9 protein-coding genes are annotated in these 13731 nt (G+C 64.3%); 2 read left to right on the top strand and 7 right to left on the bottom strand.

Annotated elements, in window-relative coordinates:
* Positions 1-9: 9 nt before the first annotated feature.
* The 3 genes from AB8B02_RS29050 to AB8B02_RS29060 all read right to left on the bottom strand — a co-directional run bounded on the left by AB8B02_RS29050 (position 10) and on the right by AB8B02_RS29060 (position 3998).
* Positions 10-2364, bottom strand: coding sequence for a TonB-dependent receptor domain-containing protein (locus AB8B02_RS29050; protein ID WP_120288347.1), 2355 nt, complete (start codon positions 2362-2364; stop codon positions 10-12).
* A gap of 125 nt (positions 2365-2489) precedes the next feature.
* Complete coding sequence (locus AB8B02_RS29055; RefSeq protein ID WP_120288348.1) at positions 2490-2867, bottom strand: DUF2946 domain-containing protein; 378 nt, start codon at positions 2865-2867, stop codon at positions 2490-2492.
* A 204-nt stretch (positions 2868-3071) separates the two neighbouring features.
* The gene (locus AB8B02_RS29060; protein ID WP_120288349.1) at positions 3072-3998 is read right to left on the bottom strand and encodes a LysR family transcriptional regulator; all 927 of its coding nucleotides are present in this window, start codon (positions 3996-3998) and stop codon (positions 3072-3074) included.
* 101 nt (positions 3999-4099) lie between these two features.
* On the opposite strand from AB8B02_RS29060, the gene AB8B02_RS29065 reads away from it, so the two are divergent.
* Together AB8B02_RS29065 and AB8B02_RS29070 are read left to right on the top strand one after the other, a co-directional pair.
* Positions 4100-5818, top strand: coding sequence for an FAD-dependent oxidoreductase (locus AB8B02_RS29065; RefSeq protein ID WP_120288350.1), 1719 nt, complete (start codon positions 4100-4102; stop codon positions 5816-5818).
* Complete coding sequence (locus AB8B02_RS29070; protein WP_120288351.1) at positions 5815-6801, top strand: tripartite tricarboxylate transporter substrate binding protein; 987 nt, start codon at positions 5815-5817, stop codon at positions 6799-6801. Before AB8B02_RS29065 ends, AB8B02_RS29070 begins: the two co-directional genes overlap by 4 nt.
* 21 nt (positions 6802-6822) lie before the next feature.
* On the opposite strand, the gene AB8B02_RS29075 is transcribed toward AB8B02_RS29070, so the two are convergent.
* From AB8B02_RS29075 to AB8B02_RS29090, 4 genes are read right to left on the bottom strand one after another with little or no spacing between them, the layout of a single operon-like run.
* Entirely contained in the window at positions 6823-8886 is a 2064-nt protein-coding gene (locus AB8B02_RS29075; protein ID WP_120288352.1) for a hypothetical protein, read from the bottom strand.
* 9 nt (positions 8887-8895) lie between these two features.
* Positions 8896-11709 (bottom strand): DUF4159 domain-containing protein, encoded by a 2814-nt coding sequence (locus tag AB8B02_RS29080; RefSeq protein ID WP_120289097.1) that lies wholly within the window; start codon positions 11707-11709, stop codon positions 8896-8898.
* Positions 11709-12650, bottom strand: coding sequence for a DUF58 domain-containing protein (locus tag AB8B02_RS29085; RefSeq protein ID WP_439065863.1), 942 nt, complete (start codon positions 12648-12650; stop codon positions 11709-11711). Before AB8B02_RS29085 ends, AB8B02_RS29080 begins: the two co-directional genes overlap by 1 nt.
* Positions 12650-13654 carry an AAA family ATPase gene (locus AB8B02_RS29090; protein WP_089262552.1) on the bottom strand — a complete coding sequence of 335 codons (1005 nt, stop codon included), beginning with the start codon at positions 13652-13654 and terminating at the stop codon, positions 12650-12652. Before AB8B02_RS29090 ends, AB8B02_RS29085 begins: the two co-directional genes overlap by 1 nt.
* Positions 13655-13731: the final 77 nt, after the last annotated feature.

Raw genomic sequence — 13731 nt, forward strand, 5'->3', positions numbered from 1 at the left:
GAGTACCAATCAGAACTTCACACTAGCAAATGCCCGCACGTTCAGCCCGGGCTGCAGCACATTGTCCTTGTTATAGGACACCGCGTTGCGGATGGTCTCGTTCAACAGATTGTTGCCGACCACGCCGAGGGTCATTTCCTTGGCGCCGTAGATGCGCGGATCGAGCAGCGTCTTGTAGCTCACTTCCGCTTTCAGCAGGTTGTAGCCCGATGTCGGCGTCTCCGCGATCTCAGCGATGTCGTTCTGCGCGAAAGCGTGCAGCAAGTTCACGCGCGCGAACCAGTTGGCATCGCGCCAGAACAGGCCGCCGCCGGCACGCACCGGCGGAATGCGCGGCACATTGGTGCCGTCGCTGAAGGTCGCGCGCACGATGTCGGCCTGGGTCTCGATACCCCATGTGCCGCCATAGATCTGCGCAACATCGAGCTGGCTCTGGAATTCGCCGCCGCGGAAGGTGGCGTCACGCTGCGAATAGATCGCCTGGTTCAGTTCGAGGCCAAGCCCCGCCTGGCAGACTCCGTCTCCGCAGGTGTTGCCGGTCAGGCGGCGATAGATGAAGCCGCTATATTGCGTGTAGTAACCGGTGAGCTCGAAGCGGAACGGACCGGCGGCGCGGCGCAGGCCGAGTTCGACCGACTTCGCCGTCTCGATGCCGAGATTGGGATTGCCGATGTCGAAGGTCTCGGTCGCATCATGTCCGCCGCGCGAGAACAGTTCGGCGGGCTTCGGTGCGCGCTCGGTATATTGCGCGGTGATGCTGGCGGAGAGCCCATACCAGGGCAGGTCCTGGATCAGGCCGATGCTGCCGCTCTTCGGCGTGAAGGTGAGGTTACGCCCGACCGCCGGACCGATCGCGCCAGGATCGGCATTGAGATCGAACTCGTTCGGGATCGACGATGGCGTCGTGCCTGACAGTTCGACATGCTCGATGCGGCCGGCGATCTGCGCCTTCGTGGTTTCGGTGAATTTGAACTCGTTGAAGCTGTAGCCGGCAATCCTTGTGTTCTTATTCGGATCCCACAGACCATTGAGCGGGCTGCCGATGTCATCGGGGCTCGGTGCCGTCAGCTCCTGATGATTGACCTGCAGGCCGAAGGCCGACGTGATCGTGGCGAAACGTGCGTTGAAGGGCATCATCTGCACTTCGAGCCGGCCTTCCTGCTCCTTGTTGGTGAAGGTCTGGCGCACGCCATCGGACAAGAGGTCGCTGGCGTCGGCAAGGCCGATCTCGTTGTGCTTGTAGTTGGTCGCGCCGACCCAGAAGCGGATCGCTTCGACCGCCGCGGCGTCCGGGCGATATTCGCCCTTGGCCGTGAACTTGGTCTGCTGGCCGGCGATACGGGTGCCGACCTGCGCGCCTTCAACGCCCGGAATGCGATAGGTCGTGTTGTTCTGGGTGATCGCCGCGCCGATATAGCCGCCGGTGAAGAAGTAGGAGCCGCCGACCGATGCGCCGGCCGACTGGTTAGCCGAGTTCGGCTGACGTCCATTGAAGGCAAGGCCGGGATCGGCATAGGGATAGCTCGGCACATTGTAGTCGCCGGCCTTGCGTCCATAGACATCGGCATGAACCGCGACATTGCCGCCGCCGGCATCGAGCAGGATGCCGCCATCAACACCGCGATCCACCGAACTGAACGAGGTGCGGACTTCGGCATTCATGCAGCCCGGCGCCGCGAGACCGGCGGCCGGCGCCTTCACCGGCATGCCGTAGCTCTGGAACGGCGCCGCCACGGCGCAGTTCGGCAGCGCATCGGGAATGCGATTGTTGGACGCGCTGACCACGCCGCCGATCGATTGCGAGCCATAACGCAGCGTCGCCGGGCCGCGGATCACCTCGATCTGATTGGCGGCAAACGGATCCACCGGCACGAAATGATCTTCGCCGAGGTCGGATGCGCCGTTGCTGCCAATGCCGTTTTCGACGATGCCGACACGATTGACGTCGAGACCCCTGATGATCGGCCGGCTTGATGCGCCCGGTGCGTAGCCGGAGCCGGTTATGCCAGGCTTGTTGGCGAGCAGGTCGCCGAGCGTCGAGGCACCGGAACGGCGGATCTCGTCATTCGGCACCACGGTGACGGTGGCGAACTGATCGGTAACGATCGGGAGTTCGCCCTGCTGCGCCTGCACGGCCGGCTCTGCCTCGACGGGCACCGGCGCGGCATTGCGGTTCGGCGCGGGGCGCGTGACATGAGTATGCGCGGTGCGTGACGGCACCGGCTTGCGGCGCACGATCGGGCTTGGCGCGGTGACTTCCACGGCGGGAAGCTGCGTCTGCGCCAGCACGGATTGCGGGAGGCAGCTCAGTCCCACCACGGCAGATGTGCCGAGCAGGAGGGCGCGCTTGAATTGAATCGACATAGTTTTTGTCCTGACTTCACCGGCGGCGCGGTTTGTGCGCTTGAGCCGGGACTCGCGGTGATGCGAATCTGACTTCGGTTACGCCGTTCGCGAGGAATTCGCGGCAGCGATCGTCAAAGGTCGTGTCAGGAAACAGGAGGGCCGCGCGGCTGCGACGCGCCGCTGATGGCGTCGAGATGGTCGAATTCAGCTTCGGTGATCCGCTGCAGCAGGACGGCAGCCTGCGGCAACAGCAGCACCGGCGGCACAGCGAACAGCGCCGTGCCGGCCATCGCCATGACGGCGCAAATGGCGCAGGGATCCGCGGCGCGGTGATGGTGGTCAGTGTCCGGAGCAGCCGGTGTTTGCGTAACGTCGCTGGCCGAGAGTGCCAAGGCAGTGTCGAGAGGGGCTGCGTGAACGGTCCCGCCATGGACGTGTCCGAATGACAGAACGAGCTGCACCGCCAGCGCGAACAGCGCCAGCTTTGCCCCATGTCTGATATTCGTGCGAAACCACTTCATGCCGACAGGCCGCCCCGCATCGGCTGGCGGAGAGGTCTGCCAGTACCGATGTTATAATGTAACATCGCGCGCCAGGCGGCCGGGTGTCAACGGCCAGTCATCGCCGGACATAGAAACCGGGCAGGCTGTGGGATTACGGCAACGCTCGCGGCGACGCATCGATGGGGCAACCAGAGTGGCGACGAAAGACACCCAAATTGTGCGTTACGCCGTCCCGCGCCTTGCGATGGCCGCCGTGTGCGCGCTGGCGAGCACACGCGCCGTCGTCTTCTGAAATTGCAGCGCCGCGGGCGATAGGCTGCGGCCGGTCTGTTGCACCCAGGACAACTGCCGGGTGATCGCCGGGCGCACGAGCTGGAAAGCGATCAGACCTGGGTACTGCTCGGTCGGCATCATATAGGAGGGCAAGATCGCATAGCCGATGCCCTTCGCCGTCATCGAAAGCGCCGTGTTGATGAGCGACACTTCGTGGGTCGGGATGAGCACCTTGCCATCGCGCCCCAGCCGTCGGTCGATCTGTGCTCGGATCAGCGTGTCGCGGCGCATCGCGATGGTCGGCAGTGTCGCGAGTTCATCCCACGATAGCGTTTGCATCGCTGCGATCGGGCAACCCGGCCAGCCGATGGCGCTGAGACGCCCTCTCACCAGAGGCGTCAACGTCACCTCGGGCACCGGGCCATCCACGCTGCCGATGGCGAATTCGGCGTCCGACGCGAGCAGCGCGCTTACGAGCTGATCGGATGCGACATCGCGCATGATGACATCAACGTCGGGATAAGCGGTGCGGAATGTCGCGAGCACGGCCGGCATGAGCGCGGAGGCTGCACCGGCCGATGCGACGAAGACGACTGTGCCGCTCCGTGCTTCCGACAGGCTGCGCATCTGACGCGTGAGGCTGAGCGCGTCGCCCAACATACGCTCTGCGGCTCGGACTGCGTCGCGTCCGGCTGCGGTCGGTACACACGACCGTGTTGTGCGGTCGAACATTGGCAGGCCTAACTGCAATTCAAGCTGGCGGAGCAGCAGGCTGACCGCCGCCTGGGTGATGTGAAGTTCTTGAGCTGCGCGCGTCATCGAGCCTGTGCGGCTGACCGCGACGAGTGCTTCCAGTTGGCGAAGGGTGATATTCATCAGGTAATCTTATCAATTAATACCGGAAAAGCGACTTCTCTTATCAAGAGTTGCGGCTAGCTTCAACGTAACGCGCGCAGACGCGGTCGAGGGAACCTGCCATGCAAGACTATGAGACATCCGTCGTTATTGTCGGCGCCGGGCCCGTGGGCCTTACCGCTGCTCTGGACCTTGCATCCAGAGGGATAGGCGTGATCGTGCTCGAGACGCGGCATGCCGGCGAGCCGCCCAATGTCAAATGCAATCACGTTTCGGCCCGATCGATGGAGGTTTTTCGCCGGCTTGGCATCGTGACCCAAATCCGCGACGCTGGTCTGCCGCCCGACTTTCCCAACGATTGTTCGTATCGCACCACCGCAACGGGCATCGAACTCAGCCGGATCGTCATCCCGTCGCGCACCACGCGCTACACCGCAACGGATGGACCTGACACGTGGTGGCCGACACCCGAACCGCCGCACCGCATCAACCAGATCTATCTGGAGCCTGTTCTGTTTGCGAACGCGGCCGCCAATCCCAGGATCACGATTTTGTCCCGCACCGAGATGGTGCATTTCGATCAGGACATATCGGGCGTCTTGGTCAAGGCCCGTGGGCTCGATGAGGACCGATCCTTCACCATCCGTGCCCGTTTTCTCATTGGATGTGACGGCGGCCGCTCATTGACACGCAAGCTGATCGGCGCGTCATTTGTCGGAACGCCTGTGATCCAGCGGGTTCAATCGACCCTCATTGATGCGCCGGATCTGAAGACCCTGATGCAGCCCCACACACCAGCCTGGATGGTGCTGGCGCTCAACCCGCGCCGTACCGGCACTGTCGTTGCCATCGACGGGCATGACCGGTGGCTGATCCACAATCACCTCAAGCCGGACGAGCCGGAATTCGACTCGGTCGATCGCGACTGGTCCATCCGTACAATTTTGGGCGTCGGGCCTGATTTCAATTACGAGGTCGTCAGCAAGGAAGACTGGGTCGGGCGCCGTCTTGTCGCCGATCGCTTCCGCGACCGCCGCGCCTTCATCTGCGGGGATGCTGCGCATCTGTGGATGCCTTACGCCGGCTACGGAATGAACGCCGGCATCGCTGATGCAGTTTCGCTGTGCTGGATGCTCGCAGCGCATCTCAACGGCTGGGCGGATGCCGGTCTGCTCGATGCCTATGCGGCCGAACGTCAGCCGATCACCGATCAGGTGTCACGGTTCGCGATGGAGCATGCGCTTGCCAGCATCAGCCAGCGCGGCGCAGTACCTGCGGTGATCGAGGAAGACAGCGAAGCGGGTGCGGCGGCGCGTGCCGCGGTCGGCCGTGCCGCATATGATCTCAACGTGAAGCAATACTGCTGCGCGGGGCTCAATTTCGGTTACTTCTATGATCAGTCACCGGTCATCGCCTATGATGGCGAGGCGCCGCCGGCCTATACGATGGGCGATTTTGAACCCTCGACGGTGCCGGGCGCCAGGATGCCGCATGTCTGGCTGAGCGATGGCCGTTCGATCTTTGACGCGATGGGGCCCGGCTATACGCTTTTGCGCTACGATCCGGCTTGCGATGTGACTGCGTTGAGAGAGGCCGCGCGCCGCAACGGAGTTCCTCTGACGCTGATCGATCTGTCGATAGCGGAGGTCGATGCAGGGCAACCCGCTGAAGCATTGCTGCTGGTGCGGCCGGATCAGCATATTGCCTGGCGTGGTCGCCTCCCTCCGCCGGACCCCGACGCGTTGATTGATCTCATCACGGGCAGAACCGCGTCTACGCATCGGAGCGCAGCCGCGCACCAAAACTCAGCCTCGCATACTGTTTCGGGAGCAATCGCATGACTGTATTCGCTCCGACCCGCAGGATGTTGCTTGCAGGCGCCGCCAGTTCGATCGTGGTCGGTACGACGACGCCCGTGTGGGCCGCCTATCCTGACCAACTCATCAAGATTGTCGTCACCTTTCCGCCAGGCGGCAGCGCCGACATCTTCATTCGTGCGCTTGAGCCGGTGATCGCTGCAGACCTGAAGCAGGGCTTCATCATCGAAAATCGCGGCGGCGCGGGCGGCAATATCGGTATGCAGGCGGTGGCGCAGGCGAAGCCTGACGGCTACACCTTAGGCGTGGCGCCGGCAGGCGCATTGACCATCAACCCTCATATCAGCCCGGCGACGTCTTTCGATCCGATCAAGGATCTGGCGCCGATTACGCTGCTCGCCGATATCCCGTTTGTGCTGGTCGCAGCGCCTGACGCCCCATTTGCCACGCTCAAAGAGGCGCTTGCGACTGCTGTTGCAAAGCCCGGGCAACTATCGGTGGGATATGGCGGCAACGGCACCGTGATGCACATGACGGCTGCGCTGTTTCTCCAAACAACGAATATCAAACTGACGCTCGTTCCCTATCGGGGCACAGGGCCTGCGGTGACCGATGTCCTTGCCGGGCATATCCCGCTTGCGGTGTTGGACATCCCCAGTTCGCTGGAATTGATCCGTGCCGGACGACTGAAACCACTTGGCGTCACCAGTGCCAAGCGCGTGCCGTTCCTTCCCGAAGTGCCCACACTCGATGAGCAAGGTGTTGCCGGGTTTGAATCGACGGGCTGGTTCGGCCTCGTGGCTCCCGCCGCGACACCTGGTGACATCGTGACGCGCTTGAATGCCGCCTTCGTCAAGGCTCTGGGAGACCCGGACGTGATCGAGAAGCTGCGGACGATCGGTGCACAGCCGGCACCAATGACGCCGGAAGCCTTCGCGGCCTATATCCGCTCAGAAAGCGCCAAATGGGGGCGTCTCACGCGGGAGATGAACCTCGCGGCGCAATGACCCGGCCGCCATTGGTTCGTACTATCGGCTCTCCCGGAGCCACGTCGCGGCAAACGCGCCGAGCAGCAGCAGCAGCCCGATCAGGCCGGCAAACATCGGCAGCACGCCAACGCCGCGGACCACGCTGGCATCGCGCATATGCACGCCCATCCAGCCGTCGCCGCGGAATACGGTCGAGGAGCGCACCGGCACGATGCGCGGCAGCTCGATGCCCGAGCCTTCATTGATCCGTCGGGCGTCGCCACCACTGGCCTGCGCCAGCGGCTTCAGCATCTCGGTGGTCGAGGTGACCTCGGAGAATTCCTTCGGGTTGATCGGGCCGACATTGATCAGCGCCTTCAGCGTGCCGTCGGTGGCCTGCCACAGACCGAGTTCATCGGCCGGCGTGGTCGCGCGCCACAGACCGGGCTCGCCGGCTGACAGCGTCAGTTCGCGGGTCTTGCCTGATGGTGAGGTCACCGTCACGGGCTGCACGGCGTCGCCCATGGTCTGCCTGACCACGACGAGGTCCTTGCCCTGACTCTGCAGCTTGAGTGCTTCCTCGTCGAGATCCGGCTGCTTCATCAGCCAGTGCGACGTGCGACGAAGCAGATCGAGATGCGGGCCGCCGCCTTCATAGCCGCGCGCCCATAGCCAGATGTGATCCGACAGCAGCAGCGCGACGCGGCCCTCGCCAGAACGCGACAGTAGCAGCAGCGGCTGGCCGTCGGCGCCAGTCATCACAGGCGGCGTGGTGGTGTTGCGGGTCTCGACGGTGCGGAAGAAACGGCTCCATTTTGGCGGCTCGGAATTGGAGCCTTCGAGACCGCGCGTCACCGGGTGACGTTTGCCGATATCGCTGAGATGCGCATAGAACGGTTTCTCGCTGACACCGACAGGTTCGGCAGGCAGCACCGAATCCAGCGGTGTGCGCCAGATCGACGTGTTCGATGCATAGTCGGGACCAGCCGACACCAGCACGGCACCGCCGGCGCGGACATAGCGCGCGATATTGTCGAAATAGGCGATCGGCAGCACGCCCTGGCGGGCATAGCGATCGAAGATGATCAGCTGGAATTCGTGAATCTTCTGCTGGAACAGTTCGCGGGTCGGAAACGCAATCAGCGACAGCTCGTTGATCGGCGTGCCGTCTTGCTTCTCCGGCGGGCGCAAAATCGTGAAGTGGACGAGATCGATCGACGCATCGGACTTCAGCAGGTTGCGCCAGGTGCGTTCGCCGGAGTGCGGCTCGCCCGACACCAGCAGCACGCGGAGTTTGTCGCGCACGCCATCGATGGCGACCACGGCGCGGTTGTTGACCAGAGTGAGTTCGTTATCGAGCGGCGAGGCTTCGATCTCGACGATATTCGGGCCAGCATGTTTGATGTCGATATCGACCGACACGGTCTGGCCCGACAGCACCGTGCGCTCGCTCAGCGTATCGCCGTCGCGGCGAATGGCGACGCGGGCGCGTTCGCCGGTGACGCCCTGATCGTCGAGCCGGAACGTGACGCGCTGCGACTGGCCGACGATGCCAAATCTGGGAGCAGCGGTGATGGCGATGCGGCGATCGCGTTCGTCCTTGCGGCCGGTGATCAGCGCATGGACCGGCGCATTGAAGCCGAGGCCGGCGACATTGGCCGGAATATCGTGAACGCGGCCATCGGTGATCAGGAAGGCGCCGGCGACACGATCTGTCGGTACATCGGAGAGAGCAGAGGACAACGCGCCGAACAATTTGGTGCCGTCGGTCTCGCCATCGGCCTGTCCGGCTTCGACGACACGGACTTCGAGGCCCTTGACCTGCTTCAGCCGGTCGACCAGCTGCTTCTGTGCTTCCTCGGTTTCCTTGGTGCGCTCGCCGAAATTCTGGCTCGGGCTCTTGTCGATGACGACGGCGGCGACCGAGGACAGCGGCTCGCGCTCCTCGCGCGTGAAGGAGGGATTGGCCAGCGCCAGCAGGATCAGCGCCAATGCGGCCACACGCACTGCAGCACCGCGTGCACGGCCGAGCAATAGCAATGCTGATATCGCCACGATGGCGGCGAGGCCGATCCACAGTACGATGGTCGGGACGAGGGGCGTAAACGCGATGCCGTATTGCATGTCGCGCTCCTATTGTCCGAGACGTTCGATGAGCGCCGGCGCGTGCACCTGATCGGCCTTGTAGTTGCCGGTCAGCGTGTACATCACGATGTTGACACCGGCGCGGAACGCAAATTCGCGCTGCCGCGGTTCGCCGGGCGTCAGTGGCAGCATCGGCTGGCCATCGGGGCGCATCGCCCAGGCGCCGGCAAGATCGTTCGAGGTGATGATGATCGGCGATACGCCGTCGCCGCCGCGAGCCGGACGCGAGGCAGCGTCATCGCCATCATCGCGCGGCAGCGTTTCGACCCAGGTCGGTCCGGAATTGAAGCGGCCGGGGAAGTCGCGCAGAAGATAGAAGGTCTTGGTCAGCACATGTTCGCGCGGCACCGGCTCGAGCTCGGGCACATCGAGCGAGGACAGGATATTGCGTAGCGTCAGCATGCCGGGCGTCTGCGACTCGCCGTTCGGTCCGGGCGGGGCTTCGACGGCGTCGCGGGTGTCGAACAGCACCGTGCCACCTTGCTTCATGTAAGCGTCGATGCGGTTGATGGCTTCCTGCGGCGGCTTAGCCGCGCCGGGAATGATCGGCCAGTAGATCAGCGGGAAGAATGACAGTTCATCGCGAGAAGGATCGACGCCGACCGGCTCACCTGCTTCCAGCGCGGTACGCTGCGCGAGAAACAGCGTCAGTCCGGTCATGCCCGACTTCACGATGGAGTCGACATCGGCATTCCCAGTGACGACGTAAGCGAGACGTGTCTGCGATACGGCTTTGACGGCGAAATCGTCGCTGGCCGGATCGGCGCGTGACGGCGTCGGCGCGCCGATCACACTCGTCAGCGCGAGAGCAACTGCGAGTGCGGTAGACACAGCACGGCGGCGGAACATCGCGGCGATGGCACCGCCGAGCAGCGCGACGATGATCGCGTCCACCAAAAACAGCGCCAGCGCCGTGGAGAGCAGGATGCCGCGAAGGTCGCGCGGTTCGGCATTGGTGTAGCTGGCGCGGTTGGCCTTCAGGCCTGAGAAATCGATAGGCTCAATGCGATCGGCCGATGCCAGTGCATTCACCGCGAGCGGGCCATCGGCAGGGCCATAGAAGCCCGGCGGGTGATCGAGCGTGGCGCGGTCGCGATAGTCAGCGGCGAGCGGCTTGGCTGTCGATGGCGGCGGGGTGAAGGCACCGAATCCATCGAGCGTGCGCAGCGGCGCGACCGTTTCCGCGCCGGTCTCGCCGGCGACACCTGCACCGGGCGTGGACGTATAACCGGAGATATCGACGACCCTGCGCAGCATTTCGACGAAGGTGCCAGACAATGGCAGATCGGACCAGCGCATATCGGCGCTGACATGGAATAGCGTCACAAGACCCTTGCCGCGGCGTTCGCCGGTGACCAGCGGCGTGCCGTCGACCAGCGAGGCCCAGCTTTTCGAGGCCAGCGCAGCGTTCGGCTCGGCGAGCACCTGGCGGTTCACGGTGATGTCTTTCGGGACAGGCAGACCGGCGAAGGGACCATCGGCGGCGAAGGACGCCAGATGTTGCGGCTTCTCCCAGGTCAGGCTGCCGCCGAGGCTGCGGTCGCCGCGGCGCAGTTTCACCGGGACGAGATCGTCGTCGCCTTGCGCGAGGCGTGGGCCGGCGAAACGTACCAGCACGCCGCCCGCATCGATCCAGGCATTCAGACGCTCGCGGATTTCCGGCGACAGGGTGCCGACATCGGCCAGCACGATCATTGGGAGCTTCTGGTCGAGGAACTGCGTGATCGCCTGCTGCGGCGCGCCGCGATCGCCGAGGCGGACGTCAGCGAACGGCGCCAATGCGCGGGTGAGATAGAAGGTCGAGGCTAGCAGCGGCTGCGCGGTATCGTTGGTGGCGCCCGAGACGATGCCGATGGCGCGACGGCGCCAGCGCTTGTCCAGCAGTTGCACGGCGCCGGCGGAGCGTTCGCCGGTGATTTCAAGCCGTGCGATGTCGTTGCGCAATTCGACAGGTAGGTCGAACGACGCTTCGGTCTCGCGGTCGTTCGGCGTGAACAGGAACTTGGCCTCGCCGACCGGCGATCCCTTCTGGTCGAGACCGCGCACCACGCCGCCGTCAGGGCCGCCGCTATTGGCGCGCAGCACCTTCACGGTCATCTTCGCCGCGGCATTTTCCGCTGCGACCAGCGCATGGGCCGGCGTGGCTCCGCCGTCATAGATGGTCAGTGTGCGGTCGCCGATGGTCTTCGCAAGGCCTTGCGTGAAGTCAACGCCACGGCCGGTGTCGACTCCGTCGGAGAGCCAGACGATTTCGCTGTCGCCGGTGGCCTTCAGGAAGCGCTCCAGCGCCGGCAGCGTATCGACGCGGTCGATGGCATAGGGCTTCGGCGAGAGCTGGCGCAGCGCGACGCGGGCGGTGCCGCCGGGTAGCATTGTGATGTCGCGGTTCGGTTCCGACAGCGGAACAAGGGCCACGCCGCGGCGATTGCTGTCGGCATTGGCAATCAGCTCATCCGCCGCCTTGACGCGAGCGTCCCAGCTCGCCGCGGCGCTCCAGCCATCGTCCAGCAAAATCGTCAGCGGCGCATTGCTGCCGGCCGTGCCGGTCTGCGGATTCCAGATCGGACCGGCGGCAGCGAAGATAATGAGCGCCGCAGCCAGCAGGCGCAGCAGCGTCAGCCACCAGGGCGAGCGCGACGGGGTTTCTTCCTTCGGCGTGATATCGAACAGCAGACGTGTCGGCGGAAACGCGATGCGCTGCGGACGCGGTGGCATCACGCGCAGCAGCCACCATAGCACCGGAAGGCTGATCAGGCCGAGCAGCAGCAGCGGTTGGGCGAAGGCGAGCGGAAAGCCAGGGATCATGCTAAACGTCCTGCCTTGACCATGCCGCCGCCGGCAGATTTGCTGACCATCATGCCGCCATGCAGGAACAGCAGCAGCTCAGCCGCCGAGCGGCTGGTGGTGTGTGTCGAGAACAGCCAGCCGAGCTTGGCGGTCTCGGCGCGGATTTCCTCGCGATGCGCGGCGACGCGGGCGACGTAATCCTCGGCCCAGGTCTGTGCACGGCCTGCGGTGATCACGTTGCCGCTTTCGGGCTCGACGAATTCGACGCGGCCGGAATAGGGGAAACTCTCTTCGGCGGGATCTACGACCTGCACCAGTGCGCCATGCGCGCCGGATGACGACAGACCGGCCAGCATCTCCTTGATCTCCGGCATCGGCGACCAGAAGTCGCCGAGCACCACGATCTCGGCCAGTGCTGAGGGCACAAACGAAGGTGGCAGGCTGGCGCGGTTCGTCGTGTCGTGCAGCATCGCCTGCGCCATCTTGTCGATGACGCTGCGGCTGGAAGTCGGATTCATCAGGCCGGGCACGCCGACGCGTTCACCGCCGGCCACCAGCAATTCAGCCAGTGCGAAGGTGACGATCAGCGCGCGTTCGAGCTTGCTGTCGCGCGCGCCCTTGGAGGTAAAGGTCATCGACAGCGACCGGTCGGGCCACAGCCAAACGGTGTGCGCGGCTTCCCATTCCTGCTCGCGGACATACAAATGATCGTCGCGCGCCGAACGGCGCCAGTCGACATTCTGCGACGGTTCGCCGGAGACGAAGCGACGATATTGCCAGAAACTTTCGCCATGGCCCGCGCGGCGCCGGCCATGCAGGCCATGGATGACGGTCGCAGCAATGCGCCGGGCCTCCAGCACCAGACGCGGCAATGACGCAGCAAGCGAACGGCTTTCACCATCGGCGCGGCGGACTGCGATGATCTCCTGCGTGGCGTGATCCGGCGCTGCGGCCATTAACCGATCCGCGTCTTGAGCTGACGGATGACGTCGGGGACTGTGCGGCCTTCGGCACGCGCCGAGAAGGTCAGCGCCATACGATGCTTCAGGATCGGTTCGGCGAGATAGAGCACGTCGTCGATCGACGGCGCGAGACGGCCATCGAGCAATGCACGGGCACGCACTGCCAGCATCAGCGACTGTGATGCGCGAGGACCTGGGCCCCAGGCGATCAGCTTGCTGGCATCGCCTGCGTCCGGTCCCGGACGTGCCGAGCGCACCAATGTAAGAATCGCTTCGACCACGCTGTCGCCGACCGGCAGACGGCGGATTAGGCGCTGCGCGGTAATCAGCGTTTCAGCGGTCACGGCAGCCTTGGCGATGGTTTCTTCGGCGCCGGTGGTTTCGAACAGGATGCGGCGTTCAGCGTCGCGATCCGGATAATCGACGTCGATCTCCATCAGGAAGCGATCGAGCTGCGCTTCCGGCAGCGGATAGGTGCCTTCCTGTTCCAGCGGATTCTGCGTGGCCAGCACATGGAACGGCTTCGGCAGATCGTGCCGGGCGCCGGCGACGGTGATGTGCTGTTCCTGCATCGCCTGCAGCAATGCGGATTGCGTGCGCGGCGAGGCGCGGTTGATTTCGTCGGCCATCAGAAGCTGTGCGAAGACAGGTCCCGAGATGAAGCGGAACGAGCGCTTGCCGGCGACGCTCTCGTCCAGCACTTCGGCGCCGAGAATGTCTGAAGGCATCAGGTCGGGGGTGAACTGGATGCGCTTGGCATCGAGGCCGAGCGTGACGCCCAGCGTTTCCACCAGCTTGGTTTTGGCGAGGCCCGGAACACCGATCAGCAGCGCATGGCCGCCGGACAGGATGGTCACCAGCGTGTTTTCGACGACGCGTTCCTGGCCGAAGATGACAGTGGAGATCGCTTCCTTGGCGGCGCGCATCTGGCCAGCCACCTGTTCCGCGGAGCGGACAATCACGTCTTCGAGTTTCTCGACACTGTCAGCGCCAGCCATCCATTGCTCCTTCGGGTGAACGGCGCCTGAAATACGCCGCCGCATTTGTCGTCACGCCATCTTAGTATTCCATGGAC

The organism is Tardiphaga sp. 862_B3_N4_1 (assembly GCF_051811085.1).
GTDB classification, from domain to species: Bacteria; Pseudomonadota; Alphaproteobacteria; order Rhizobiales; family Xanthobacteraceae; genus Tardiphaga; species Tardiphaga robiniae.

What these genes read in the sequence shown, in the direction of transcription:
- AB8B02_RS29050 (WP_120288347.1), bottom strand. Translation starts at nt 2,364, where the DNA reads ATGTCGATTCAATTCAAGCGCGCCCTCCTGCTCGGCACATCTGCCGTG.
- AB8B02_RS29055 (WP_120288348.1), bottom strand. Translation starts at nt 2,867, where the DNA reads ATGAAGTGGTTTCGCACGAATATCAGACATGGGGCAAAGCTGGCGCTG.
- AB8B02_RS29060 (WP_120288349.1), bottom strand. Translation starts at nt 3,998, where the DNA reads ATGAATATCACCCTTCGCCAACTGGAAGCACTCGTCGCGGTCAGCCGC.
- AB8B02_RS29065 (WP_120288350.1), top strand. Translation starts at nt 4,100, where the DNA reads ATGCAAGACTATGAGACATCCGTCGTTATTGTCGGCGCCGGGCCCGTG.
- AB8B02_RS29070 (WP_120288351.1), top strand. Translation starts at nt 5,815, where the DNA reads ATGACTGTATTCGCTCCGACCCGCAGGATGTTGCTTGCAGGCGCCGCC.
- AB8B02_RS29075 (WP_120288352.1), bottom strand. Translation starts at nt 8,886, where the DNA reads ATGCAATACGGCATCGCGTTTACGCCCCTCGTCCCGACCATCGTACTG.
- AB8B02_RS29085 (WP_439065863.1), bottom strand. Translation starts at nt 12,650, where the DNA reads ATGGCCGCAGCGCCGGATCACGCCACGCAGGAGATCATCGCAGTCCGC.
- AB8B02_RS29090 (WP_089262552.1), bottom strand. Translation starts at nt 13,654, where the DNA reads ATGGCTGGCGCTGACAGTGTCGAGAAACTCGAAGACGTGATTGTCCGC.